The organism is Pandoraea sp. NPDC090278 (assembly GCF_044772185.1).
Taxonomy (GTDB): Bacteria; Pseudomonadota; Gammaproteobacteria; order Burkholderiales; family Burkholderiaceae; genus Pandoraea.
Genome location: NZ_JBIVYJ010000003.1, coordinates 504906 through 531190 on the forward strand (window position 1 = coordinate 504906; position 26285 = coordinate 531190).

A 26285-nucleotide genomic window follows, 5' to 3' on the forward strand; every position below is an offset into this window, starting at 1 on the left:
CGCAATGCCAACGTTTCACGTCGAGATGTTCGAAGGGCGCACCATCGAGCAAAAGCGCGCGTTCGTCAAAGCCGTTACGCAAGCCGCAGTAGAGACGATCGGTTGCACGCCGGGGTCCGTCGATATCATCATCACCGACATCAAGCCCGAGAACTGGTCCACGGCAGGCACGCTCTGGTCGGATCCACGCCCCGAGTGAGCGCGAGTATCTGAAGTCGCAAATCATGTAAGCCGGTGACCGTCACCGGGCAGTCTGAAGCGGGGGCGTCGCGTGGCGTTCCCGCCGTCTTGAAGAGGTCGTTATGTCGCAAGCTCCGTCTGTTTCGCCGTCTGTATCGAATGCCGAGAACACGTCCGCCGACGCGGCGCAAACGCCGCAACACTTCGCGTCCGACAACTACGCCGGGATCTGCCCGGAGGCCATGCGCTATCTGGTCGAAGCGAATGCCAGTGGTCATGAAGTGTCGTATGGCGACGATACGTGGACGCAGCGCGTGTGCGACGGCATCCGGCAACTCTTCGACACGGACTGCGAAGTCTTCTTCGTTTTCAACGGCACGGCGGCCAACTCACTTGCGCTGGCGTCGCTGTCGCAGTCGTATCACTCCGTCATTTGTCACGAACTGGCGCACGTCGAGACGGACGAATGCGGCGGCCCGGAATTCTTCTCCAACGGTGCGAAGCTGCTCACTGCGCGCGGTCGCGAGAACAACGGCAAACTCACGCCGGACGCTGTCGAGGCCGTGATCAATCGCCGCTCGGACATCCACTTCCCGAAACCCAAGGTCGTCACGCTCACGCAGGCGACGGAGGTTGGGACCGTCTACTCGGTCGATGAGGTCAAAGCGATCTCGGCGGTCGCCAAGCGCCGTAACCTGCGCGTGCACATGGACGGCGCACGCTTCGCCAATGCGGTCGCGACGCTCGGCTGTCATCCGGGCGACGTGACCTGGCGTGCGGGGGTGGACGTGCTGTGTTTCGGCGGCACGAAGAACGGCCTGCCGGTCGGCGAGGCGGTGGTGTTCTTCAACCGCTCGCTCGCAGAGGATTTTGCTTATCGCGTGAAGCAAGCGGGGCAATTGGCCTCGAAGATGCGCTTCATCTCCGCGCCGTGGCTCGGCATGCTGGAGAACGATACGTGGCTGCGCCATGCGCGGCACGCGAACGAGATGGCGCAGTTGCTCGCGAGCCGCATTCGCGACATTCCCGGCGTGTCGATCATGTTCGACACGCAGGCCAATGGCGTGTTCGCAGAACTCCCGCCGCATGTCATCGAGGCACTGCGCGCTAAGGGCTGGCGCTTCTACACGTTCATCGGTGCAGGTGGCTGCCGCTTCATGTGCGCGTGGGATACTCGTGTGGAGACGGTAGAGCGTCTGGCTGCGGATATCCGTGCGCTGAGCGGGAAGGCCTAATCAAGCCTGACGCGGCGCAGGCACCGTAGGCGTCAGGAAGCGGTGCGCCAGCGTGTGATAGAACGACGGCGCGATGGTCTTCGAGACCTGTGTCGCCAGCAGTGCGACGGCCATGAGCGGAATTACCATCTGATGGCCGTCGATCATCTCCATGACGATCACGAACGACGTAATCGGCGATTGCGTCACCGCCGCCAGATAGCCGACCATACACAGCGCGGCCATCGCGGGTAGCGGTATCACGGACGTCACGTGCGCCATCACATTCCCCAACCCGGCACCAATCGCCAGCGACGGTGCGAAGATCCCGCCTGGAATGCCCGACAGATACGACACGCACAAGGCGGCGAACTTCAGCACGGCGTAAAACGGCGACAGCGCCGCGTGCGACTCCAGCAAACCCCGCGCTTCCGCATAGCCGCTGCCAAACGTGGTGCCGCCCGAGACAATGCCGATCACGGCAATCGTCAGCCCGCACAGGAAGGCGAAGTGCACCGGACGTGCGCGACGCAAATTGACCAGTTGCGCAGGCATCCATCGCGGCACGTTAAGCATCAACCAGCCGAACAGCCCCCCGGCCACACCCGTCAGCACACTGGCGACGATGAGCACAGGAATGAGCGCCCAGTTGAATTCGCTGATGGCCTTGATCTGGCCGAAATAGAGATAGTTGCCCTGCAGCCCGAGCGCCACGATGCCGGAGAAGATGATGGCAGTAATGAGTGTGCCGCTGCTGCGTGCGACGAAGCTGCGGCTCAGCTCTTCGATGGCGAACACGACGCCCGCGAGCGGCGTGTTGAACGCTGCCGCCAGACCTGCTGCCGCCCCGGCCAGCGTCAGTTGGCGCTCGATGTGCACGCTGCTGCGGCGATACCCGCGTCGCATGGCGTACATCAGCGATGCGCCGATCTGCACCGTCGGACCTTCCCGACCGATCGTGAAGCCGCACAGAATGCCGAGAAACGAGATCGCGATCTTGCCGAACATGATCCGCAGCGTCAGCAACGATTTCGACAGACGCGAGTCCTGAAGCGTTGCGATCACCTGAGGGATGCCGCTGCCCTCCGAACCCCTGAAGAACTTCTGCGTCAGCCATATCGCCAGCGCGGCACCCAGCGGTGTGACGATCAACGGCAGCCAGAAGCCGTGCGCCAGCATGCGCTGGAAGAGCTCGAATCCGAAGTCCACAAGCTTGGCGTAGGCCACCGACACCAGACCGACGAGCACTGCACCGAGCCAGAACACGCCGTAGTTGTGCCACAGACGCCGTGAGCGGCGCATGCCGCGCTGGGTCAGCCGGGTAGACAGCGACGTGGGCGAGGGCGGCGGTGGGGGCGATGTAGCGGGAGCGGAGGACGAGGGCGAAGCAGACGACGAGGACGACGAAGGTGGGGTGTCGGACGCGGGCGGAACGTTCGGTGGAATGTCAGTCACGGGGCCGTGATCGAAAATTGAAAGACGTTCACCGATTATACGCCCCGGGCTGTCTGGGCTTGGTCCGGGCGCGTCTCGGAATTTGCCGAATATGCAGCGCGTCATGAGTTCATTTAATATGTTCGGATTCGCTGAAGAACGATCATGAACGAACTTATTTTTTGTCCCCGCTGTGCCTCGTCGCTCGATTCTCGCGAGGTCGCCGGGCGTATTCGCCGCGCCTGTCCGGACGCGGCTTGTGGTTTCGTCCACTGGGACAACCCGCTGCCGGTCGTGGCCGGGCTCGTGGAATACCGGGGCCAGATTCTGCTGGCACGCAATGCGGCGTGGACCGAGGGCATGTTCGCGCTCATCACCGGTTTTCTTGAGCGCGACGAAACCCCCGAAGACGGTATTCGTCGCGAGATCAAGGAAGAGACGAATCTGGAGACCGACGCGATTTCGCTGCTCGGTGTCTACGAATTCATGCGCAAGAACGAGTTGATCATCGCGTATCACGCAGTATGCGACGGCGATATTCAGCTCTCGGAGGAGCTGGCGGAGTTCCGGCTCGTCGCGCCGCATCACGTGCGTCCGTGGCGCGCAGGGACCGGGCACGCGGTCGCCGAATGGCTGCGACGGCGCAATCTGCCGGTCGAGTACGTCGAATCGGCGCGGATGTCGATTGCCGGGTGAGGCGCGGATGAAGCGCGGATGGGGCGATGGGCCGACGCGCTGAAACGGGCGTCGCCGGCGGCTTTTGCCGATGACTACGGTAGAATCGCGATTTGCGGGGCAAACGCCGCAACAGATTCGAACAAGACCGAAGAGAGGGACATGAGCATGGAATTCCAGAAAGAAGTCGACGCGAGCGGCCTGAACTGCCCGCTGCCGATCCTGCGTGCCAAGAAGGCGCTGGCGGAAATGCAAAGCGGTGAAGTGCTGCACATCATCGCCACCGATCCGGGCTCGGGCCGCGATTTCAGCGCCTTCGCCAAGCAAACCGGCAACGAACTGCTCGATACGCGCGAAGACGGTAAGACGTTCCACTTCTGGATGCGTCGTCGCTGAGTCATCGATGCCGATGCGGTAGCCGCCCGGCAGACACAAAAAAACCGACGGACATGCCGTCGGTTTTTTTATTTGCGCAGGTGACAGACGCTCAAGTCAGGTCGCCTTGCACATCTTCCTGCAGGTACTTGCGGAAAGCATCCTTCAGTTCCGGGTGACGCAGAGCGAACTCCACCGTCGCCTTCAGATAACCGAGCTTGCTGCCGCAATCGAAGCGCTTGCCGTCGTAACGATAGGCGAGCACGACTTCGTCCTGCATGAGCTTCTGAATGGCGTCCGTCAGCTGGATCTCGCCGCCCGAACCCGGATCGATCTCACGAATGCAGTCGAAAATGCGCGGACGCAGCACATAACGGCCAACCACGCCCAGATTCGACGGTGCGTTTTCCGGCGCGGGCTTCTCGACGATGTCCGTCAACTTGACGATCGCCTTCTCGCCCCAGTCCGTGCCCTTGACGATACCGTACGAGCGGCTTTGCTCGATGGGGATCTCTTCTACACCGATGATCGAGTTGTGATACTGGTTGTACAGATCGACCATCTGCTTGAGCACCGGCGGCTGGCCGTCGAGCAAGTCGTCGGCGAGGATGACGGCGAACGGCTCGTCTCCCACCAGCTTCTCGGCGCACAGCACGGCGTGACCCAGACCCAGCGCTTTCGGCTGACGCACGTAGAAGCAATCGATATGCGGCGGCTTGATCGAATGCACGACGTCGAGCAGCGCCTGCTTGTTCTTCGCTTCGAGTTCGGCTTCCAGTTCGAATGCCGTATCGAAGTGATCTTCGATGGCGCGCTTGTTACGGCCCGTCACGAAAATCATCTCGGTGATGCCAGCCGCTGCCGCCTCTTCCACGGCGTACTGAATCAGCGGCTTGTCCACGACCGGCAACATTTCCTTGGGGCTCGCCTTGGTCGCCGGCAGAAACCGCGTGCCGAGGCCCGCAACGGGGAACACGGCTTTGGTCACAATGGCTTTCATTAGTTTCTCCCTGATGGATATTGCGCGTCTCAGGCGGGCAGGCGGGCGAGCTGTGCCTGCAATTTCCCGAGTACCGCTTCAAAGTCGACCAGTCGTTGCTTCTCAAGTTCCACGACGTTGGCAGGGGCGCGCGCCACGAAACTCTCGTTGGAGAGCTTGCCGTGGCATTTCGCGATCTCGCCTTCGAGACGCTTCACTTCCTTGCCGAGGCGTTCGCGCTCGGCCGCAACGTCGATTTCGACCTTCAATGCCAACTTGTTTGCACCCACCACAGCGAGCGGCGCGCCAGCTGCCTGCGCGTCGAGCGTGGCTTCGTCGGCCAGCACCTGCACTTCCGAGAGCTTCGCCAGCGTCTGCAAATACGGGGCAATCGACGTCAGGAACGCCACATCGCCCGCAACCAGCAGCGGCACGCGCTGCGCCGGTGACAGGTTCATTTCGCCGCGCAGGTTACGGCAGGCGTCCACGGCGGCCTTCAATTGCTGCATCCAGGCTTCGTCGCTTTCGTCGATCTTGCTGGTATCGGCGACCGGATACGGCTGCACCATGATACTGGCTTCGCCCGGCGCCTTGTCGGCCGGATAGCGGCCAGCCAGCGGGGCCACCTTTTGCCACAGGGCTTCGGTGATGAACGGAATGATCGGGTGAGCCAGACGCAGCACCGTTTCCAGCACGCGCAGCAGCGTGCGGCGCGTGGCGCGCTGTTGCGCCGGGGTGCCGTTCTGAATCTGCCACTTGGCCAGTTCGACGTACCAGTCGCAGTACTCGTCCCACACGAATTTGTAGATCGAGCTGGCGATGTTGTCGAAGCGGTAATCGGCAAAGCCCTTCGCCACGTCGGCTTCCACGCGCTGGAGCAACGAAACGATCCAGCGGTCGGCGCGCGAGAAGTCGAGCTGACCTTCCGGGCCGCAATCGCCCACGCACGGCGCGAGACCGCAGTCCTGACCTTCGCAGTTCATCAGCACGAAGCGCGTGGCGTTCCACAGCTTGTTGCAGAAGTTGCGATAGCCTTCGCAGCGCGCGAGATCGAAGTTGATGTTGCGGCCAAGCGTGGCCATCGACGCGAATGTGAAGCGCAGGGCGTCAGTGCCGAACGGCGCGATGCCGTCCGGGAATTCCTTGCGGGTCTTCTTCTCGATGGTCGCGGCTTGCTTCGGGTTCATCAGACCCGTGGTGCGCTTGGCGAGCAGGGCGTCGAGCGACACGCCGTCGACGATGTCGATCGGATCGAGCGTATTGCCCTTCGACTTGGACATCTTCTGACCTTCGGCGTCGCGCACGAGACCGTGCATGTACACGGTCTTGAACGGCACCTTACCGGTGAAGTGCGTGGTCATCATGACCATGCGCGCCACCCAGAAGAAGATGATGTCGAAGCCGGAGACGAGCACCGACGACGGGAGGAAATGCTTCAGTTCAGGCGTCTCTTGCGGCCAGCCGAGCGACGAGAACGGCACCAGCGCCGACGAGAACCACGTGTCGAGCACGTCTTCGTCGCGCTTGAGCACACCGGTGGAACCGGCGGCGCGCGCCTTCTCGATGGCTTCGGCTTCGGTACGGGCGACGAACACGTTGCCCGCATCGTCGTACCAGGCCGGAATCTGGTGGCCCCACCAGAGCTGACGGGAAATACACCAGTCTTGAATGTTCTCGAGCCACTGGTTGTACGTCGTCGTCCAGTTCTCCGGCACGAACTTGATCTCACCGCTGCGCACGACGTCGAGCGCGGTTTCGGTGATCGACTTGCCGGGGTGGAACGTGCCTTCGGGGGCCGGTTTGCTCATCGCGACGAACCATTGGTCCGTGAGCATCGGCTCAATGACCGTGCCCGTACGGTCGCTGCGCGGCACCATCAGCTTGTGCGGCTTGACCGATTCGAGCAAGCCCAGCGCGTCGAGGTCGGCCACGATCTGTTTGCGCGCGTCGAAACGATCCAGACCCTGGTATTTTTCCGGGGCGTTTTCGTTGATCTTCGCGTCGAGCGTGAGGATGTTGATCTGCGGCAGGTTATGACGCTGACCGACGGCATAGTCGTTGAAGTCGTGTGCCGGGGTGACTTTCACCACGCCCGTACCGAATTCGAGGTCGACGTAGTCGTCGGCGATGATCGGGATTTCGCGGTCCGTGAGCGGCAGCTTGGCCGACTTGCCGATCAGGTGTTTGTAGCGCTCGTCTTCCGGATGCACCATCAGCGCGGTGTCGCCCAGCATCGTTTCCGGGCGCGTGGTCGCGACCGTGAGCGTGCCGGAGCCGTCGGCGAGGGGGTAGCGGATGTGCCACAGCGAGCCTTCTTCTTCCTCGCTGACCACTTCCAGATCGGACACGGCAGTGAGCAGGACCGATTCCCAGTTCACGAGGCGCTTACCGCGATAGATCAGCCCTTGCTCGTACAGTGTGACGAAGACATCGCGCACGGCGCTGGACATCTTCTCGTCCATCGTGAAGTACTCGCGACTCCAATCGATGGAAGCCCCGAGGCGGCGGATCTGACGGGTGATCGTGCTGCCCGACTGCTCCTTCCACTCCCAGACGCGTTCCGTGAACTTCTCGCGGCCGAGGTCATGGCGCGAGACCTTCTGGGCGTCGAGCTGACGTTCGACGACGATCTGCGTGGCAATGCCCGCGTGGTCGGTGCCCGGCACCCACAGGGTGTTCGCGCCCTTCATGCGGTGGTAGCGCGTCAGACCATCCATGATCGTCTGGTTGAACGCGTGCCCCATGTGCAGCGTGCCGGTGACGTTCGGCGGCGGCAACTGGATGCTGAAATCTTCGCGGGCGTCGTCGAGGGTCGGGCGGGCATAGCCGCGGCGTTCCCATTCGGGGCCCCAGTGGGCTTCGACGTCCTGCGGCTCGAAGCTCTTGGCAAGCGTATTGTCGCTGTCGCTCATGGATTGATGGACCGTGTAATGCGTGAAACCTTGAATTATAAAAGATTCGGTGGCGTTTCCGCGCCGCAGCAGGATTTATAATCGGGCTTCACTCGAAATTCCTCCCCGACATGCCCGATCTGCTCGCCAATCTGAACCCCGAACAACTGGCCGCCGTCACGCTTCCCGATGAGCCGGCCCTCATTCTCGCGGGCGCGGGTTCCGGCAAGACGCGCGTGCTCACGACCCGTATCGCCTGGCTGATCCAGCAGGGACACGTCGGCCCGGCGGGCATTCTGGCAGTGACCTTTACCAACAAGGCCGCCAAGGAAATGCAGGCCCGGCTTGGTGCGATGCTGCCGATCAGCACGCGCGCCATGTGGATCGGCACCTTCCACGGGCTGTGCAACCGCATGCTGCGCGCGCATTTTCGCGACGCTGGGCTGCCGCAGAGCTTCCAGATTCTCGACCAGTCCGATCAGCTCTCCGCCATCAAGCGGATGATGAAGGCGGCGAATGTCGACGATGAGAAATTTCCGCCGAAAAACCTGCAGTATTTCATCAATAACGCGAAGGAACAGGGCCTGCGACCGCATGAAGTCGAAGCCAACGACGCGTTCAACCAGAAATTCGTCGAACTGTACGCGAGCTACCAGGAGCAATGCCAGCGCGAGGGCGTGGTCGATTTCGCCGAACTGCTGCTGCGCTGCTTCGAGCTGCTCAAGCACAACGAGCCGCTGCGCGTGCATTACCAGACGCGCTTCCGCCATATCCTCGTCGACGAGTTCCAGGACACCAATAAGCTCCAGTACGCGTGGTTGAAGATGCTCGCTGGCACGAACGCCGCTGTGTTCGCTGTGGGTGACGACGATCAGAGTATCTACGCGTTTCGTGGTGCCAACGTCGGCAATATGGCTGACTTCGAGCGCGAATTCCGTGTTCGTCACATGATCAAGCTGGAGCAGAACTATCGCTCGCACGGCAATATTCTCGACGCCGCCAACGCGCTGATTTCCAACAACGCACGGCGTCTGGGCAAGAATCTGCGCACCGACGCGGGCCATGGCGAGCCGATTCGCGTCTATGAGGCGGCGACCGACCTGCAAGAGGCGAGCTGGCTCGTCGAAGAAATCAAGGCGCTGGTCGCGCAGGGTCTGTCGCGACAGGATGTGGCGATTCTGTATCGCAGCAACGCCCAGTCGCGGGTGATGGAACATGCGCTGGTCGGCGCGGGCATCGCTTACCGCGTGTATGGTGGCCTGCGCTTTTTCGAGCGTCAGGAAGTCAAGCACGCGCTGGCGTATCTGCGTCTGATCGAGAATCCGAACGACGATACGGCGTTTGCCCGTGTCGTCAATTTCCCCACGCGCGGCATTGGCGCTCGTTCGCTGGAGCAGTTGGCCGACGCAGCGCGTCTCTACAACTGCTCGATGTATGCGGCTGTGCCTTATATGACGGGCAAGGCCGGGACCAATCTGCTGGCGTTCGTGCGCATGATCGAACAGATGCGCCACGCCACCGAGCGGCTCACGCTGCCGGAAGTGGTGACGCACGTCATCGACGCGAGCGGCCTGATTACGCATTATCAGACCGAGAAGGAGGGGCAGGACCGCATCGAGAACTTGCAGGAACTGGTCCATGCCGCCACGGCCTTCATCGCTGAAGAGGGCTATGGGCTGGACGCACCGGCGCGTCTGATCGCGATGCGCCCCGCACTGCCGGGCGCGCCCGACGTGCTGGCGTCGCCCGATGGCGTGGTCGACGCCGATACGCCGGTGGAGATGACCCCGCTGGCGGGCTTCCTCTCGCACGCATCGCTCGAAGCGGGCGACAACCAGGCCGAAGCCGGGCAGGACGCGGTTCAACTCATGACGGTGCACGCCGCCAAGGGGCTGGAATTCACGGCGGTGTTCGTCACCGGCCTCGAAGAGGGGCTGTTCCCGCACGAAAACAGTGCGATGGAGCTGGACGGGCTCGAAGAAGAGCGTCGCCTGATGTACGTGGCGATTACGCGCGCAAAGGAGCGCCTGTACCTGTCGTTCACGCAAAGCCGCATGCTGCACGGCCAGACACGTTACAACGTGCGTTCGCGCTTCTTCGACGAAATCCCCGAGGACGTGCTGAAGTTCATCACGCCGCGTGCGCAGCCGGGCGCCCGTCTGAGTCAAAGCGAACCGGCCTGGGGGCGCGACTGGTTCTCACGTCCGCAAGTCAGCGCGCCGAAGGACGAGTGGGCGGCGACGAAGTCGGAGCAGGCGCTGGCCGACCGCTCGCGCGCGTCGGAGACGGGCTTCAAGCTGGGGCAGGGCGTGTTCCACACCAAGTTCGGTGAAGGCAAGATCATCGGACTGGAAGGCACGGGTGACGAAGCGCGTGCGCATGTGAAGTTCGGCCGTCATGGCGAGAAATGGCTGGCGCTGGCCGTGGCGAAGCTTCAGCCGATCGAGTGATCGTTGGCGCGGCAATAAAAAAGGGCACCTTCGGGTGCCCTTTGTTTTTTTCGACGTCGGTCGATGCCGGATTTAACCAGACTCAAGCCTCCGGCGGCGAAACATTCGGATCGAGTGCCCCGATCTCCTGCACGCCGAAGCAGCCGCGATAGCTGGCGTAGAACGAGCAGTAGATGATGGCCGCGAACAGCAGCGACAGCGGCGAGACCAGAAGAATCGCGTATTGGAAAACGCCGAGCACCGCCATGATGATCGTAAGAATCATCGACGCCCCCGCTGCGAGCAACATCACACACAGCGCATAGACGACGAACGCGCGGAAGTTACGCGTGCAGGCCGTCCAACTGAAGAAGATGGCCTTGACGGGCGTAATGTCGTGCCACGCCACGAGCACCGGCGCAAACCAGAACAACATCGCCACCGGGATGTATGCGATGGCGAAGGCAACGGCGGCGACCAATCCGGCGGTGCCGTTCATGATCTCGTCGCGATTGACGTTGCCGTCGAACAGCAAGTTGTTGATCAGTTCGCTGCCATTGAACAGCGAAGAAATCAGGTAAGCAGCGACGGTCGCGGCCATGTAAAAGCCGCCGAGCACCAGCAGACGCCGGGCGATTTCCTTGCCGTGTCCGCGAAAACCGTCGAGCAGCACCTGCGGCAGCACCTGCTTGTTCTTGATGATGTCGCGGCAGGCGGCCATGAAGCCCACCGACAGGCCCGGCACCAGAACGAGCAAGATGGGCCCGCCGACGATCGGCACGAAGGAGATCAACAACGTGCCGAACATATAGGCAAACAGCAGGCTCATGATGGCGAGCGGATTCTTGCGGAACAGCCAGATGCCCTGGCGTAGCCACAAATAACCACTCTTCGGCGGGACTTCAAGCAATTGCATAGGGTTCGAGAGACTCCGGGTGGGGTCGGGTTACAGCCAGGGAATGGAAACGGCTTCGATGCGTTTGCGCAGGATTCGTTCGAAATGCCCCGGATCGTGCGGCTTGAGCATTTCGGCCGCCCGCGGCAAGTGAAAATCATACAGGCGCGAGAGCCAGAATCGCAGCGCGCCCGCTCGCAGCATGTCGCGCCAGTGCGACGCCTCGATGTCGGTCAGCGGACGCACCGTCTCGTACGCGCGCAGCATTGCGTGCACACGGGCGTCGTCGAGTTCGCCGGTGGCGAGGTCGCAACACCAGTCGTTGACCGTCACGGCCAGATCGAACAGCCACTTGTCACAGCCAGCAAAGTAAAAGTCGAAGAAGCCGCCCAGACGGGGTGAGCCGTCTTCGGCCTTGTCGAAGAGTACGTTATCGCGGAACAGGTCGCAGTGGCACGGCCCGGCTTGCATCGCGCGATAGTCGCCGGAGCCGAAAAACGCCCCCTGATGCGCCATCTCGCTTTCCAGTAGCGTGCGCTCGGCATCGCTCAGGAACGGCAGCACGGCCGGGGCCGCCTCGCGCCACCACGGCAGGCTGCGCAGGTTGGCCTGTTCCAGCGTGAAATCGCGTCCGGCCAGATGCATGCGGGCGAGCATTGCGCCGACATGGGCACAGTGCGCGGGCGTCGGCGCCAGTTCGGAGCGACCCGACAGCTTGGTGACGATGGTGGCCGGTTTGCCGTTCAACTCGCCAAGGATCTCACCCGTGCGATCCGGAATCGGATCGGGCACCGGCACGCTGTGATGCGCCAGATGGCCCATCAATTGCAGGTAGAACGGCAACTGCGTGGCCGTGAGCTTCTCGAACAGCGTCAGCACGAACTCGCCGCGCTCGGTCGTCAGGAAGTAGTTGGTGTTCTCGATGCCCGAGCTGATGCCCCGGAAGTCGAGAACATTCCCCAAATCGTAGCGTTGCAGCCACTGCTGGAGCTGCTCGGGCGAGACGGAAGTAAAAACGGCCATGCGTGCGTTAAGTGGATAAGACTCAGACAAACGGCCCGTGCGCGTGCAGCGGGCCGCTGGTTTGAGACAAACAGATGGCTCGCGCGCCGAAATGAAGTATCGGAAGTACCGGGGCGCGCGAAAAGAGTCAGATTACCAGAGACGTCAGAACTTCAGGCCGACGGACGGCAGACGGTCGTTTTGCGACGTGTTGTCACGTGCACGCGGTGCGTTGTCGGGCGGCGTGGTCAACTGGTAGTTGGTGCCGAAACGGGAGTGGACGTCGATTTCCGTGGGCTTGCCGCGATCGCGGTACTCGGTCACGGTCGTACCCTGGTCGTTGACGTAGTAGCTCGGCTTGCGTTCCTGATTGACGTCGACGTTCTGGACGCTGGTGGCAGCGGCGCGGGCGTCGGCTTCACGTTTGGCGGCTTGTGCGGCGGTTTCCTTGCCGTCCTGAGCGTAGACATGACCGGCGAACAGCAGGCCGGCACCGATCAGCAGGGGCAGGGCACGGGAAAAGCGCGTTTTCATCATTATTCTCCGAGGGCGGGAACGCATCCGCGACGTAAGAGGCAAGCCGGGCCGGCGCAGCGGGTTCCAATCTGTCCATTCTATCAAACGTACCCCACTTCGCATTGTGGAATCTCGTCGAATGCACCGTGGTTGCTTGCCCGTAGCCCTTTTTGCCCTCACCAATGAACGTTTCATGACAGCGCTTCTGTCCGAAATGTGAGATTTCGGATGATTCGCAATGCGGGCCTATATTTCTTCTGGTTATAACGAAATCACAAATCGGTCGTTCGCATCGACGTCGTGTTCTGGCACCCTCCCAAGTTGTCTCAATGGGTGGCCAGGTGCCACCCATCTGCATTCTGGAGTCTGAAAGTCATGTCGTCTTCCGCTTCGACCGCCGTCAAAACGGCGTCGCCTTCTCCCTCTTCCTACAATGCTCGCCCGTTGACGATTGCGCTGGTGCTCATCGTTGTCGGCATTGCGTATTTGCAAGCGACGGTCGGACCGAAACAGGCTGCGCTGGCGGGTGTCGGCGCGTTGCTCGGCGTCGCGCTGTACCACGCCGCGTTCGGCTTTACGTCGGCCTGGCGCGTGTTTATTTCGGATCGTCGCGGTGCCGGTTTGCGCGCGCAGATGGTGATGCTCGCGGTCGGTGTCGTGCTGTTCTTTCCGGCGCTGGCCGATGGCACGCTTTTCGGCAATAAGGTCGTCGGTCTCGTATCGCCGGTCGGCGTATCGGTGGCATTCGGCGCGTTTATCTTCGGTATCGGCATGCAACTCGGCGGCGGTTGCGCGTCGGGCACGCTTTACACGGCGGGCGGCGGCAATACGCGCATGCTGGTGACGCTTGCCGCGTTCATCGTCGGCTCTGTCGTGGCGACGGCGCATCTGCCGTGGTGGGAATCGCTGCCGCACATCAAGCCCGTCTCGCTCGTGAAGACGTGGGGCCTCTGGCCTGCGCTGATCGCGAACCTCGCGCTGTTCGCAGCCATCGGCGCGTTCACGCTGTGGGCGGAGAAGCGTCGCCACGGCCGTATCGTCGGTGTGCCGATGACGCGTAGCGCGAAGGGTAAGCCTGCGCTGCTGCGCGGTCCGTGGCCGCTGGTGTGGGGCGCACTCGCGCTCGTGCTGCTCAATTACGCAACGCTCGCACTGGCCGGTCGCCCGTGGGGTGTGACGTCGGCGTTTGCGCTGTGGGGCGCGAAGGCGTTCATGGCCGTGGGTATCGACGTCGCGTCGTGGCCGTACTGGGCCAAGCAGGTCAACGTACTCAATGCGCCGGTCTCGCAGGACGTGACGACTGTCATGGATCTGGGCATCATCCTCGGCGCATTGGTGGCCGCCTCGCTGGCAGGCAAGTTCGCGCCGGTATGGAAGGTGCCCGTGCGCTCGCTGATCGCGGCTATCGTGGGCGGTCTGCTGCTCGGCTACGGCGCACGTCTGGCTTACGGCTGCAACATCGGTGCGTATTTCAGCGGCATCATCTCCGGCAGCCTGCACGGCTGGCTGTGGCTGGTGGCGGCGTTCTTCGGCAACGTGTTCGGCACGCGCCTGCGTCCGTTCTTCGGTCTGGAAGTCGAGACGACCCCGCGCGAAAGCGGCTGCTGATTTGTCGCTCAGGCGGACGCACGTCCGCCACAAAAAACGGCGCTCGCGATGATCTCGCGGCGCCGTTTTGCATTGCAGATGACGTTGACGTCAGCGCTTACAGGTAGAACATCTTTTCGCTGGTTTCCGTCTCGGGCTCGATGTGGCCGTCGTAGAACGCGAAGACGGCCTTGAGGATCTCATCGGGGTCGTCGATCACCTGCACGAGATCGAGGTCCTTTTCGCTGATGAGGCCCATCGGCAGCATCGACGAGCGCACCCAGTCCAGCAGACCTTTCCAGAACTCCGAACCCACAAGAATCACCGGCACGCGACGCGACTTCTGCGTCTGAATCAGCGTAAGCACTTCGGACAATTCGTCGAGCGTGCCGAAGCCGCCGGGCATGATCACGAAGGCGTCCGAATTCTTGACGAAGGTGACCTTACGGGTAAAGAAGTGGCGAAAGCGCAGCGAGATGTCTTGCCACTGATTGCCCTTCTGTTCGTGCGGGAGTTCGATGTTCAGACCGACGGTCGGCGACGCGCCACCGTGTGCGCCCTTGTTGGCCGCTTCCATGATGCCGGGACCGCCGCCGGAGATGACGGCGAAGCCGTTGTCCGAGAATTTGCGGGCAATCGTCATCGTCAGTTTGTAGAACGGCGATTTCGGCTTGATGCGGGCGCTGCCGTAGATGCTGACGGCCGGCCGGATCTCCGACAGGTACTCGGTCGCCTCGATGAACTCTGCCATAATCGTGAACATCTGCCACGACGCGCGCGCCTTCTTGGCGGTGGCGCGCTCATGGTCTGCCAACTGGCGCAGACTCGGTATCTCTTTTCTTCTCTTGGTCATATGTCGGAACAGCAAAGTCTGGAAGGTAAGACGCTCTTATTGGTCGATGGTTCGAGTTATCTGTATCGAGCCTATCACGCCCTGCCGGATTTGCGCGGCCCAGGCGGCGAACCTACGGGCGCGCTGCACGGCATCGTCAATATGCTGCGCCGCATGCGTAAAGACGTTCATGCAGAGTACAGCGCTTGCGTTTTCGATGCAAAGGGCAAGACCTTCCGCGACGACTGGTACCCCGAGTACAAGGCGAATCGCCCGTCGATGCCCGAAGATCTGCGCGCGCAGATCGAACCGATTCACGAAGCCGTGCGCGCGATGGGCTGGCCGCTGTTGATGATCGACGGCGTGGAAGCGGACGACGTCATCGGCACGCTCGCAAAGCGGGCTAGCGAACTCGGTATGCGCGTGGTCGTCTCGACCGGCGACAAGGATCTGGCGCAACTCGTGAACGACCGTGTCACGCTCGTCAACACGATGACGAACGAAACGCTCGACGCGGCTGCCGTCGAAGCGAAATTCGGCGTGCCGCCTGCGCGCATCGTCGACTACCTCACGCTGGTGGGCGACACCGTCGATAACGTGCCGGGTGTGGAAAAGTGCGGGCCGAAGACGGCCGTCAAATGGCTCACGCAATACGGCGATCTCGATAACCTCGTCGCCAATGCCGCCGAAGTGAAAGGTGCCGTCGGCGAGAATCTGCGACGCGCGCTCGACTGGCTGCCGATGGGGCGCAAGCTCGTGACGGTGGCGCTCGATTGCGATCTCGCGCCGCAGGTCACCTCCATCGAAGCGAGTCTGCAAACGCAGCCCGAAGACGCCGAAGTGCTGCGCGATTTCTTCTCGCGCCACGGCTTCAAGACACTGCTGCGCGAAGCGGAAGCGACGGTGGCATCGCAAGCCGGTGAGGAAGCACCCGCACCGGTAGCCGACACCATCGAGCGTCAGTACGAAGCGGTGCTTACGTGGGAGCAGTTCGATGCGTGGCTGAAGATCATCGAATCCGCCGAGTTGACGGCATTCGATACCGAGACGACCTCGCTCGACGCGATGCAGGCGCAACTCGTCGGTCTGTCGTTCTCTTGCGAACCGGGCCGCGCGGCGTACATTCCGGTGGCGCACCGTGCGCCGGGGGAAGTCGAACAATTGCCGCGCGACGAAGTGATCGCACGTCTGAAGCACTGGCTCGAGAGTCCCGATCACAAGAAGGTCGGTCAGAATCTTAAGTACGACGCCCATGTGCTCGAAAACTACGGCGTGATTCTGGGCGGCATTGCGCACGACACGTTGCTCGAATCGTACGTGCTCGAATCGCATCGCAGTCACGACATGGACAGTCTTGCGTCGCGCCATCTGGGCGTGACGACGGTCAAGTACGAAGACGTGTGCGGCAAGGGCGCCAAGCAGATCGGCTTCGACGACGTGAGCGTCGAACGTGCGACGGAGTACGCCGCAGAGGACGCCGACATCACGCTGCGTCTGCACCGAGCGCTGTATCCCGACGTCGCCCGCGAAGCCACGCTCGAATTCGTCTATCGCGATATCGAAATGCCCACGGCGCGCGTGCTTCAACGTATGGAGCGCAACGGCGTGCTGGTCGACACGGCGCGACTGGCGGCGCAAAGCGACGAGATCGGACGCAAGCTGATCACGCTCGAAACCGAGGCGTACGCGCTGGCCGGGCAGCAATTCAATCTGAATTCCCCCAAGCAGATCGGCGATATCTTCTTCACTCAACTGCAACTACCGGTCGTCAAGAAGACGGCCAGCGGTGCGCCGTCGACCGATGAAGAAGTGTTGCAGAAGCTCGCAGAGGACTACCCGCTGCCGAAGGTGCTGCTGGAGTATCGCGGTCTCGCCAAGCTCAAGTCGACGTACACGGACAAGCTGCCGAAGATGGTCAATCCGTCGACGGGACGTGTGCATACGAACTACGCGCAAGCGGTGGCGATCACCGGCCGTCTGGCGTCGAACGATCCGAACTTGCAGAACATTCCGGTGCGCACGGCCGAGGGCCGTCGCATTCGCGAGGCCTTCATCGCGCCGCCGGGTAGCCAACTGGTCTCGGCCGACTACTCGCAGATCGAGCTGCGCATCATGGCGCATATCTCGGGCGACGAAAGCCTGCTTCGTGCGTTTGCGAACGGCGAGGACATTCACCGAGCGACCGCTGCGGAAATCTTCGCCGTCACGCCGCTGGAAGTGTCTTCCGAGCAACGTCGCTATGCCAAGGTCATCAACTTCGGTCTGATCTACGGTATGAGCGCGTTCGGGCTGGCTGCGAACCTCGGCATCGAGCGCGACGCGGCCAAGCAATACATCGACCGCTACTTCATGCGCTATCCGGGCGTGGCGCGTTATATGGACGAGACGCGCAAGAGCGCCAAGGCGAAGGGTTACGTTGAGACGGTGTTCGGCCGTCGTCTGTGGCTGCCGGACATCAACGGTGGCAATGGTCCGCGTCGTCAAGGTGCCGAACGCGCTGCCATTAATGCGCCGATGCAGGGCACTGCCGCCGACCTCATCAAGCTGTCGATGATTGCCGTGCAGCGCTGGCTGGACGACAGCGGCTTGCAGACGCGTCAGATCATGCAGGTGCACGACGAACTTGTGCTCGAAGTGCCGGATCATGAACTGGCGGAGGTTCGCAAGCGTCTGCCGGAACTGATGTGCGGCGTGGCCAAGCTGCGTGTGCCGCTAGTAGCCGAAGTCGGCGTTGGCGAAAACTGGGAGCAAGCACACTGATAGCGCCGGGCAAATGCCCAAAGTGTGCGAGGCGGCCGACGTTGCAACACGCTTCGGCCGCCACTACGATCAAGGTCACGCAATAGCGGAAATAGGGTGACGGGTATACCCTAAGTCCGCACTCTGCGGTATGGTAATCGCTATCGCCGGTCTGGCAAATGCTGACCGGCCGGACGGTTTTCCAAGCACGGGGAGTTATTGTGAGTGTGCATCGTATCGTTGTGGTCGGCGGCGGCGCCGGCGGTCTCGAACTTGTCACCCGGTTGGGCGACAAGTACGGGCGTGGCAAGGACGTTCAAGTAACGCTGGTCGACCGTTCCCTGTCGCACATCTGGAAACCGTTGCTCCATGAGGTCGCAGCCGGTGTCATGGATACGGCGACGCATCAGCTCTCTTACGTAGCACAGGCGAACTGGCATCACTTCGAGTTCGCGACGGGCGAGATGATCGGGCTGGATCGTGCGGCCAAGACCATCCGTCTGGCAGCCGTCCCGGCAGCGGACGACGAAGGCGAGGGCGATCTGCTGCCCGAGCGCACGTTGCCGTACGACACGCTCGTGCTCGCCATCGGCAGCACGACCAACTTCTTCGGTGTTCCGGGGGCCAGGGAACACACCATTGCCCTCGATACGGTCGAACAGGCCGAACGTTTCCGTCGCCGGTTGATGGCGGCTTGCGTGCGTGCGCAGAGCGCTGCCGAGGCGTCGGCACCGGCTGCCCCGACCGAGGCGCAGAGCGGTGGTGCGTTGCTGTCCCCGCCAGGTGCGCAGCGCCCCAAGGTCAATCTCGTGATCGTCGGTGCGGGTGCGACGGGTGTGGAACTGTCGGCCGAGTTGCGCAATACCGCTGAAGTGTTGCGCTCCTACGGTCTGAAGCTCGACCCGCGTAAGGACGTGCGCATCACCATCATCGAATCGAGCCCCCGCATTCTGAAGGCGTTGCCGGAGCGTGTGTCGGGCGCGGTGGCTGGGTTGCTCGCCAAGCTGGACGTCGACATTCTGTGTGGCGACTCGGTGGCGGAAGTGCGCGCGAACGAAGTGACGCTTACCAGCGGCAAGATTCTGCCTGCGGACATCACGGTCTGGTCGGCGGGTATTACCGCGCCGCCGGTACTTGGCACGCTGGGGTTGGACGTCAATCGCCTGAACCAGATCGAAGTGCTGCCGACGCTGCAAAGCAAGACCGATCCGGACATTTTCGCGTTCGGCGATTGCGCGAGCTGCGAGTGGCCGGAGCATGGTTTCGTGCCGCCGCGTGCGCAAGCGGCGCACCAGCAGGCGAGTTTTCTCGTGAAGGCTGTCGAGGCGCGTCTCAAGGGACAGAGCCTGCCGACGTTCACGTACCGCGACTTCGGCTCACTGGTCTCGCTGGGCAAGTTCAGCGCGGTGGGTAACCTGATGGGCGGACTGATCGGCGGCAGCATGTTCATCGAAGGGCTGTTCGCCCGCGTGATGTACACGTCGCTCTATCGGATGCACGTGGCGGCGCTGCATGGCGTTTGGCGAATGATGCTCGATACGGTGGCCAACCGTCTGCGTCGTTCGACCGTGCCGCGCGTGAAACTGCACTGACGTTCCGACAATATTTCGCTGAAGTCCCGGCCGCGCAGGCACTTTGCTTGCGCGACTTTTCTCACGCTTCGTGCTGAGTGCAGGCGAATTCCCTCTCTAGTAACATCCGAACGTTCGGCCTCGGGTCGGCAGTCTTCCCGTCCCGTTTCTTTTTTGACGCTTTCTCCTGGAGTGCACATGTCGCAAGCGGATCTGGATAGTCTCGTACCCGAAGTTGCGCCGCGTAACCGGCGCGATTTTCTGAAGACCGCCGTCGGTTCGGCGTTTGCATTGGCGGTGCTGCCGGTAGCGGCCGAAACGATCACCACCGACACGCAAGGACTGGACGCAGGCGAGAGCGTGCTCGAAGTGCCCGGTATCAAGATGCCGGTGTACTTTGCCAAGCCCGCAGGTAAGACGCATCTGCCGACGATCGTCGTCGTCTCGGAGATTTTCGGCGTGCATCAGCACATCGCCGATATCTGCCGTCGCTTCGCGAAGCTCGGCTATCTGGCGGTCGCGCCGGAGTTGTTCGCGCGTGCAGGTGACCCGCAATCGTTGGGTACGATTGCCGAGATTCAATCGCAAATCGTGGCGAAGACGCCGGACAAGCAAGTCATGAGCGACATCGACGCGACCGTGAAGTGGGCGGTGGACAACGGCGGCGATGAAAAACGACTGGGCATTACTGGCTTCTGCTGGGGCGGACGTGTTGCATGGCTGTACGACGCGCATAACCCGAAGGTGAAGGCGGCGGTGGCGTGGTACGGACGTATCGTCGGCGACAAGAGCGAGAACTTCCCGCAGAACCCGATCGACATCGCTGGCAAGCTGCACGGCCCGTTGCTGGGGTTGTACGGCGGCAAGGACACGGGGATTCCGGTCGCGAGCGTCGAGCAGGCACGTGAGGCACTGGCCAAGGGCGATGCCGCGTCCAAGGGCTCGGAGCTGAAGGTGTTCCCGAACTCGGGCCATGCGTTCTTCGCGGATTATCGGGCGAGCTACGTCGAGGCCGATGCGAAAGAAGGCTGGAAGCTGGCGCAGGACTGGTTCCGAAAGCACGGCGTCGCTTGAGGGCGGGAAGGTGGGGGGGAGAGCCGTCGGCATGCCGACGGCGTGTGGCCCGCCCGATCACCTCCGTAGGCCCGGCACGCCTCGATGTGCCAACGGTTTGCCTGTAACGGTAAAAGCTGGTTAAATCCCCGGCTTGCCCGCGGGAGAATCACCATCGACGCCATCTTTCTTTTCATCGTTATCGCCACGCTGGCCTCCGGCGTGCTGAGTCTTTTCGGGGCGGCGTCGCTGTCGCTGGGTCTGCTCTCGAAGCTCATCGACAAGATGGTGAGCTTCTCGGCAGGCGTGCTGCTCGGCACGGCGTTGCTGCATTTACTGCCGGAAAGTCTGGAGTCGCACGTCGACGCCCATGTCATCACGCGCTGGTTGCTTGGCGGACTGCTGGGGTTCTTCCTGCTGGAAAAGCTGGCGTTGCTGCGCCATAGCCACCATCACGAAGGCGACGGACATCATCACGAGCATGGCCACGACGCACACGAAGCGGGCAAGGGCGGCTGGATGATTCTGGTGGGCAGCGCAATCCACAATTTCGCCGACGGCGTGGTGATTGCGGCCGCTTTCCTGACCGATCCGCGTCTCGGTGTTGCTGCGACGGTGTCGATCACGGTGCACGAAGTTGCGCACAAGCTGGGCGACTTCATGGTGTTGCTGAACGCGGGGTTCAGGCGCCGCAAGGCGCTGGTGCTGACGCTGGCCTCGAGTCTGACGGCCTTGCTGGGTGGCGTGCTCGGTTACTTCATGCTGGATCGTCTGCAAAGCCTGATCCCGTACCTGCTGGCACTCGCGGCGAGCAGCTTCATCTACATTGCCGTGTCGGATCTCATGCCGCAGATGCAACGACGCACGTCGCCGCGCGACGCCCTGCCGCAGATCCTGTTGATCGGTGTCGGGTTGGCGTTGGTCGTGTGGCTCAATGGCCATGACCACGATCATGACCACGGGCACGGCCATGACGAAGGCGGAAGTGCGCTGGCGATGTCGGCAAGCGTCGTTAAGTCGAGTGGCGAGTAACAGGCGGCATCGAGCGATATCGTGCAGTACAAAAAAGGGCACCTCATCGGGGTGCCCTTTTGCATTACTGGTCTACTGAAATCAGGGTTGCGCGCCCGTCGACACCGGACGGCGCTTGTCCGCGCACCACTCGCTCCACGAGCCGGGGTAAAGGCTCGCCCCGTGCAGGCCAGCCACTTCCATCGCCAGCAGATTGTGGCAAGCGGTCACGCCCGAGCCGCATTGCGAGATGACGCGTTCCGGCAGGCGGTCGTGGCCGATCACCTGCGTGAACTCCTCGCGAAGTGTGGCCGCAGGTTTGAAGCGGCCGTCTGCGCCGAGGTTGTCTTTGAAGAAGCGATTCTTTGCGCCCGGAATATGGCCGCCAATCGGATCGAGGGTTTCGTTCTCGCCGCGATAGCGGTCCGGTGCCCGGGCGTCGATCACCAGACGCTCGTGCGACGTGAGATTGCGCTCGATGGCGGCGGCGTCTGCCGTCGTCGCCAGTGGCTCGCCCGGCGCGAAATCGCCGGGAGGCGGCGCTTCGGGCGGTGCGGCGTCGAGCTTGAATCCTGCGGCTTCCCAGGCTTGCAGGCCGCCGTCGAGTACCGCGACCGACTCGTGTCCGAGCCAGCGCAGCAACCACCACAGGCGCGCGGCGTACATGCCGCCCTGCGCGTCGTACGCGACAACCTGTTGGCCCTTCGACAGGCCGCATGCGGCGAGGTGTCGGACGAGGGCGTCGCGATCGGGTAGCGGGTGACGGCCGTTCTTGCCATTCGTCTTGCCGGAGAGATCGCGTTCGAGATGCGCGTAGAACGCGCCGAAGATATGGCCCTGAACGTAGGCTTCCTCACCGGCCTTGGGATTGGCGAGATCGAAACGGCAATCGAAGATGACCACCGGGGCGCCGCCACCGGCGGCGGTTTGCATCAGCGCATCGAGATTTTGCGGACTGATGAGCGTGGTGAAATGCGTATGAATCATGGCGTCTCCGCAGACGGGCGTGGGGGATTCGTTCGGCGGCGATCAGGCGGAGGGGGAAGGCCGACGCAGTGCGGTCATGCCGCTCGCTACGATGAGCAGCATGCCGATCCAGCCGGCCAGTGCAGGCCAGTCGCCCCAGACAAGCATGCTGATCAGTGTAGCGAAGATTACACCCGAGTATTGGAGATTCGCAGTGACGAGCGTGTTGCCCAGACTGAACGCCCGGGTGAGCGCCGTCTGCGCAATCAGTGCGGCGATCCCGACGCCCAGCATCAGACCGGCACCGCGCCAGGTCATCGGGTGCAGGCCTTCGATGGCGACCCAGGCCAGACCGAGCAGCACGCCGCCCGCCGAGAAATAGAAGACGATGCGCCAGTCGGGTTCGCCCGCTGCGCCCAACTCCTTGACCTGCATGTACGCGACGGCCGAGAACACGCCTGAGACGACGCCTGCGACACCGGCGACCCACGCCTGACTGTCGATAGTCGGCTGCAAAAGGAGCGCCACGCCGACGAAACCGGCGAAGATCGCCGCCACCAGCCTGAAATCGGTGCGCAGGCTACCGCGCATTGCCGCCGTCCCCATCACGATCAGCGAAATCCAGATCGGTGACATGTAGTTGAGCGTCATTGCCGTGGAAAGCGGCAATTGCGTGAGCGAAAAGAACCAGAGGCCGAGGGAAATGACCCCAGCCGTGCTGCGTTTGATGTGCGATCCCAGGTGACGCGTACGAATGGTCTGGCCGCGCAAACGCGCCATCCCCAGAAGGACGATCACGCCGATAAGGCTGCGATAGAGAACGATTTCGCCGGTGTTGTACTCGTTTGCCGCCAATTTGATGAAGAGCCCCATCAACGTGAACATGAAGGCGGAGACCAACATCCAGAGCGATTGCATGGCGAATTGTGGCCGATAACGGCGAGGAGACGAACGAGCGCGTTTTGTGCTGAACGCAGGCGACTCGTGCAGCACAAACGATCAGTGCACGGTCATATCGAAAGCATGGCGTCGATTCTAACGAAAACGGCGGGCACATGGCCCGCCGTTCAGCGTTTTTTCGGCAAATATTTAATTGAGTCTCGCCGGTACCACATGGCGTCCGCGAGGCCGATCAGGCGGGGCTTCCGCCGAGTGGCTTTGCATTCTCATGCGATGAGATTTCTTGGGCCGGGGAGGCTTAGAAATCCCCCATCTGGCGACGCAGGAACTCGTGGAAGTGTTGCATGCCGTCTTCCATCGGGCTTTGATACGGACCCACTTCCGAGACGCCACGCTGGAACAGGGCGCGACGCCCGGCGTCCATGCGTTCTGCAATCTCGTCGTCTTCGCGCGCCGTTTCCATGTAGGCGGCACGCTCGGCCTCGATGAATTCGCGTTCGAAGAGCGCGATTTCCTCGGGGTAATAGAATTCGACGATGTTCGTCGTCTTCTGCGGTCCGTTCGGAATCAGCCACGACACCACGAGCACGTGCGGATACCACTCGATCATGAGATGCGGGTAGTACACCATCCAGATCGCGCCGAAGTCCGGCGGCACGCCTTCGCGGTAGCGCAGCAGCACGTCGTGCCACTGGCGGTAGATCGGGCTGCCGGGTTTGGCGAGACCTTCATGCACGCCAACCGTCTGGACGCTGTACCAGTCGCCGAATTCCCAGCTCAGGTCTTCGCACGAAACGAAGCTGCCCAGACCGGGGTGGAACGGCACGACGTGATAGTCCTCGAGGTAAACCTCGATGAACGTCTTCCAGTTGTAGTTACATTCGTGCACTTCGACGTGATCGAACATGAAGTTCGAGAAGTCGAGATGGTGCTTCACGCCCAGTCGTGCGAGATCGGCCTGCACATCGCGGCCTTCTGCTTCGAACAGCAGCCCGTTCCAGCGTTGCAGCGGGAACTTGCCGAGGTTCAGACAGGGCTTCTCCGGGAAATGCGGCGCGCCGAGCAGTTCGCCCTTTGTGTCGTAAGTCCAACGGTGAAGCGGGCAAACGATATTGGGCGTGTTTCCACGCCCATTGAGCATGACCGCCTGACGATGACGGCAGACGTTCGAGAGCAGTTCGACGCCGTTGTGCTCGCCCGCACCGTTGCGGACCAGCATGCGGCCTTCCTGCTCTGCCGGAAGGGCGAAATAATCGCCGACTTCCGGGACCATCAATTCGTGGCCCACGTAACGGGGGCCGTGCTTAAACAGGACTTCACGCTCGCGGGCGAGGAGCGCCTCGTCGAAATACGTGTAGACCGGTAGTTGGCTTGAGGCTGGCTTCAGTTGCAAAGCGCTGCTTAGATTGGACATTCCCACTCCCGTCTAGCTTGAAAGCAGTGAACAACCCAACCATCGAAAAATCGATTTAGGGGAACCGACGATTATACCCGGTCTAAGCATCCGAGGGCTGCTAAGTCCATGATTTACGTTAAATAATGTCCGAAAAAAGTCATCCGGACCCGATTTCAGGCAATTTACGCTCTGCGAGCTAATGCGCTTTTGCCGTAAAATGGAACATTCGACCCGAATTTTGCGTTTATGGCCAAGACTGCAAAGTCGCAAGACGCGGCGCCCGAGGTGCCGCAAGACCTGCCCGAGACCTATGAGGCTGCGTTGGCTGAGCTCGAACAGCTCGTCGGACGCATGGAGGGCGGTGAGCTGGGACTGGAAGAATCGTTGGGCGCGTATCGGCGCGGTGCCGTCCTGGTGAAATACTGCCAGGGTCTGCTCGAGAAGGTCGAGCAGCAGGTGAAGGTGCTCGAAGGCGAGACGCTCAAGCCGCTCGAAGCGTCGTCGCGCGACGAGTTCTAAGTCGCCTGAGCAGCTAACCCGAATTACGGCAAGACGACCCACGACCCAAGGCGTCCCCAGCAAGACACCGGGGCGCTTCAATAACAAGCACGGCCCGACGGGCACGTGCAGGACGAAGACGATGGCGGATCAGAATATCAAGGCCTGGATGCAGGCAGTACAGGCCCGTGTGGAACAGGCGCTCGACGCTGCGCTGCCCAAGGCGGCCGATGGCGGCTCGGCGCGACTCAACGAATCGATGCGTTATGCCGTGCTCGGCGGCGGCAAGCGGGTGCGCCCGCTGCTGTGCTTCGCTGCGGGCGAGGTCACGCAAGCCAGCGAGACGGCGCTCGATCGCGCGGCATGCGCCGTCGAAATGATTCATGCGTATTCGCTGGTGCACGACGATCTGCCGTGCATGGACGATGACGACCTGCGCCGTGGCAAGCCGACGGTGCACGTGCAGTACGACGAAGCGACCGGTCTGCTCGCGGGCGACGGTCTGCAGACGCAGGCCTTCGCGCTGTTGGGCGAGGCGACGGGCGATCTGAGCGCCGCGCAGTCGCTCGCGCTGGTGCGCGAACTGGCGCTGGCCTCGGGTGCACTCGGCATGGCAGGCGGACAGGCCATCGATCTGGAAAGCGTGGGCATCAAGCTCACGCAGTCGCAGCTGGAAAACATGCATCGCCTGAAGACGGGGGCATTGTTGCGTGCTTCGCTGCGCATGGGCGCTATCTGCGGCCGCGCGCTGTCGGACGACGAAACGGTCGCGCTCGACGCCTACGCGGCAGCCGTCGGACTGGCATTCCAGGTGGTGGACGATATTCTCGACACGACGGCCGACTCGGCCACGCTGGGCAAGACCGCAGGCAAGGACGCGGCCAACGACAAGCCGACTTACGTGTCGCTGATGGGCCTCGATGGCGCACGCGGCTACGCGGAAAAGCTGCGTGCCGATGCGCATGCAGCGAGTGCGTCGCTGGGTAACGCAGATCGTCTGCGTGCGCTGGCCGATTACGTCGTTGATCGCATTAATTGACCGACGTAGATGAGACGTAAGCCGACGATGCGTGGCGGAAGTCACGTCGCGACGCGTCATTGGTAAATGAGTTTTCTGAGCAGTTCCGGGGGCGCGGGTCAGT

Annotated in this window: 22 protein-coding genes; 12 read left to right on the forward strand and 10 right to left on the reverse strand. The window is 62.2% G+C overall.

Going from position 1 to position 26285, the window contains the following annotated elements:
- Nucleotides 1-4: 4 nt before the first annotated feature.
- Together ACIQWO_RS14580 and ACIQWO_RS14585 are read left to right on the forward strand one after the other, a co-directional pair.
- The gene (locus ACIQWO_RS14580) at nucleotides 5-199 is read left to right on the forward strand and encodes a 4-oxalocrotonate tautomerase (RefSeq protein WP_402825055.1); all 195 of its coding nucleotides are present in this window, start codon (nucleotides 5-7) and stop codon (nucleotides 197-199) included.
- 103 nt (nucleotides 200-302) lie between these two features.
- Nucleotides 303-1415, forward strand: a complete 1113-nt coding sequence (locus ACIQWO_RS14585) for a threonine aldolase family protein (protein WP_402825058.1) — start codon at nucleotides 303-305, stop codon at nucleotides 1413-1415.
- Here the strand turns inward: ACIQWO_RS14585 and ACIQWO_RS14590 are convergent, their stop codons facing one another.
- Nucleotides 1416-2696, reverse strand: a complete 1281-nt coding sequence (locus ACIQWO_RS14590; RefSeq protein ID WP_402825061.1) for a chloride channel protein — start codon at nucleotides 2694-2696, stop codon at nucleotides 1416-1418. It lies immediately after the preceding gene.
- Between the two features lie 297 nt (nucleotides 2697-2993).
- Here ACIQWO_RS14590 and ACIQWO_RS14595 point away from each other — a divergent pair, with 297 nt between their 5' ends.
- Nucleotides 2994-3524: an NUDIX domain-containing protein gene (locus ACIQWO_RS14595; protein WP_402825064.1), complete on the forward strand. Its 531-nt coding sequence runs from the start codon at nucleotides 2994-2996 to the stop codon at nucleotides 3522-3524.
- A gap of 147 nt (nucleotides 3525-3671) precedes the next feature.
- A complete protein-coding gene (locus ACIQWO_RS14600) occupies nucleotides 3672-3899 on the forward strand; it encodes a sulfurtransferase TusA family protein (RefSeq protein WP_039402727.1) in 228 nt (75 codons plus the stop codon).
- Nucleotides 3900-3990: 91 nt separating this feature from the next.
- On the opposite strand, the gene galU is transcribed toward ACIQWO_RS14600, so the two are convergent.
- Both galU and ACIQWO_RS14610 read right to left on the reverse strand, forming a co-directional pair.
- On the reverse strand, nucleotides 3991-4878 hold the full coding sequence (gene galU, locus ACIQWO_RS14605; RefSeq protein WP_039397316.1) for a UTP--glucose-1-phosphate uridylyltransferase GalU: 888 nt from the start codon (nucleotides 4876-4878) through the stop codon (nucleotides 3991-3993).
- A gap of 29 nt (nucleotides 4879-4907) precedes the next feature.
- The gene (locus ACIQWO_RS14610) at nucleotides 4908-7769 is read right to left on the reverse strand and encodes a valine--tRNA ligase (RefSeq protein ID WP_402825068.1); all 2862 of its coding nucleotides are present in this window, start codon (nucleotides 7767-7769) and stop codon (nucleotides 4908-4910) included.
- A 110-nt stretch (nucleotides 7770-7879) separates the two neighbouring features.
- Here ACIQWO_RS14610 and ACIQWO_RS14615 point away from each other — a divergent pair, with 110 nt between their 5' ends.
- Nucleotides 7880-10198 carry a UvrD-helicase domain-containing protein gene (locus ACIQWO_RS14615; RefSeq protein WP_402825071.1) on the forward strand — a complete coding sequence of 773 codons (2319 nt, stop codon included), beginning with the start codon at nucleotides 7880-7882 and terminating at the stop codon, nucleotides 10196-10198.
- Nucleotides 10199-10280: 82 nt separating this feature from the next.
- Here ACIQWO_RS14615 and ACIQWO_RS14620 read toward each other — a convergent pair whose 3' ends face one another.
- From ACIQWO_RS14620 to ACIQWO_RS14630, 3 genes are all read right to left on the reverse strand, one after another.
- Nucleotides 10281-11093 carry a BPSS1780 family membrane protein gene (locus tag ACIQWO_RS14620; RefSeq protein WP_402825074.1) on the reverse strand — a complete coding sequence of 271 codons (813 nt, stop codon included), beginning with the start codon at nucleotides 11091-11093 and terminating at the stop codon, nucleotides 10281-10283.
- 30 nt (nucleotides 11094-11123) lie between these two features.
- Nucleotides 11124-12095, reverse strand: a complete 972-nt coding sequence (locus ACIQWO_RS14625; RefSeq protein WP_402825077.1) for a homoserine kinase — start codon at nucleotides 12093-12095, stop codon at nucleotides 11124-11126.
- Between the two features lie 144 nt (nucleotides 12096-12239).
- On the reverse strand, nucleotides 12240-12611 hold the full coding sequence (locus ACIQWO_RS14630; protein ID WP_052252618.1) for a hypothetical protein: 372 nt from the start codon (nucleotides 12609-12611) through the stop codon (nucleotides 12240-12242).
- A 354-nt stretch (nucleotides 12612-12965) separates the two neighbouring features.
- Between ACIQWO_RS14630 and ACIQWO_RS14635 the strand changes: the two genes are divergently transcribed.
- Nucleotides 12966-14198, forward strand: coding sequence for a YeeE/YedE family protein (locus tag ACIQWO_RS14635; RefSeq protein WP_402825082.1), 1233 nt, complete (start codon nucleotides 12966-12968; stop codon nucleotides 14196-14198).
- A gap of 97 nt (nucleotides 14199-14295) precedes the next feature.
- On the opposite strand, the gene ACIQWO_RS14640 is transcribed toward ACIQWO_RS14635, so the two are convergent.
- The gene (locus tag ACIQWO_RS14640; protein ID WP_150578205.1) at nucleotides 14296-15030 is read right to left on the reverse strand and encodes a TIGR00730 family Rossman fold protein; all 735 of its coding nucleotides are present in this window, start codon (nucleotides 15028-15030) and stop codon (nucleotides 14296-14298) included.
- On the opposite strand from ACIQWO_RS14640, the gene polA reads away from it, so the two are divergent.
- The 4 genes from polA (at nucleotide 15031) to ACIQWO_RS14660 (ending at nucleotide 21404) form a co-directional block, all read left to right on the forward strand.
- The gene (polA, locus tag ACIQWO_RS14645; protein WP_402825086.1) at nucleotides 15031-17769 is read left to right on the forward strand and encodes a DNA polymerase I; all 2739 of its coding nucleotides are present in this window, start codon (nucleotides 15031-15033) and stop codon (nucleotides 17767-17769) included. It abuts the gene before it with no gap.
- A 206-nt stretch (nucleotides 17770-17975) separates the two neighbouring features.
- Entirely contained in the window at nucleotides 17976-19340 is a 1365-nt protein-coding gene (locus ACIQWO_RS14650; RefSeq protein ID WP_402825089.1) for an NAD(P)/FAD-dependent oxidoreductase, read from the forward strand.
- A 177-nt stretch (nucleotides 19341-19517) separates the two neighbouring features.
- Nucleotides 19518-20393 carry a dienelactone hydrolase family protein gene (locus ACIQWO_RS14655; protein WP_402825092.1) on the forward strand — a complete coding sequence of 292 codons (876 nt, stop codon included), beginning with the start codon at nucleotides 19518-19520 and terminating at the stop codon, nucleotides 20391-20393.
- An 84-nt stretch (nucleotides 20394-20477) separates the two neighbouring features.
- Nucleotides 20478-21404 carry a ZIP family metal transporter gene (locus ACIQWO_RS14660; RefSeq protein WP_402825095.1) on the forward strand — a complete coding sequence of 309 codons (927 nt, stop codon included), beginning with the start codon at nucleotides 20478-20480 and terminating at the stop codon, nucleotides 21402-21404.
- An 81-nt stretch (nucleotides 21405-21485) separates the two neighbouring features.
- Here ACIQWO_RS14660 and ACIQWO_RS14665 read toward each other — a convergent pair whose 3' ends face one another.
- The 3 genes from ACIQWO_RS14665 to ACIQWO_RS14675 form a co-directional block, all read right to left on the reverse strand.
- A complete protein-coding gene (locus tag ACIQWO_RS14665) occupies nucleotides 21486-22370 on the reverse strand; it encodes a sulfurtransferase (protein ID WP_039397336.1) in 885 nt (294 codons plus the stop codon).
- 42 nt (nucleotides 22371-22412) lie between these two features.
- Nucleotides 22413-23267 carry a DMT family transporter gene (locus ACIQWO_RS14670; protein ID WP_402825100.1) on the reverse strand — a complete coding sequence of 285 codons (855 nt, stop codon included), beginning with the start codon at nucleotides 23265-23267 and terminating at the stop codon, nucleotides 22413-22415.
- Nucleotides 23268-23547: 280 nt separating this feature from the next.
- Nucleotides 23548-24663: an aromatic ring-hydroxylating dioxygenase subunit alpha gene (locus ACIQWO_RS14675; protein ID WP_402825103.1), complete on the reverse strand. Its 1116-nt coding sequence runs from the start codon at nucleotides 24661-24663 to the stop codon at nucleotides 23548-23550.
- 228 nt (nucleotides 24664-24891) lie between these two features.
- Between ACIQWO_RS14675 and ACIQWO_RS14680 the strand changes: the two genes are divergently transcribed.
- Both ACIQWO_RS14680 and ACIQWO_RS14685 read left to right on the forward strand, forming a co-directional pair.
- Nucleotides 24892-25164 carry an exodeoxyribonuclease VII small subunit gene (locus ACIQWO_RS14680; RefSeq protein WP_150578213.1) on the forward strand — a complete coding sequence of 91 codons (273 nt, stop codon included), beginning with the start codon at nucleotides 24892-24894 and terminating at the stop codon, nucleotides 25162-25164.
- Between the two features lie 121 nt (nucleotides 25165-25285).
- Nucleotides 25286-26182, forward strand: a complete 897-nt coding sequence (locus ACIQWO_RS14685) for a polyprenyl synthetase family protein (RefSeq protein WP_150578214.1) — start codon at nucleotides 25286-25288, stop codon at nucleotides 26180-26182.
- Nucleotides 26183-26285 lie beyond the last annotated feature (103 nt).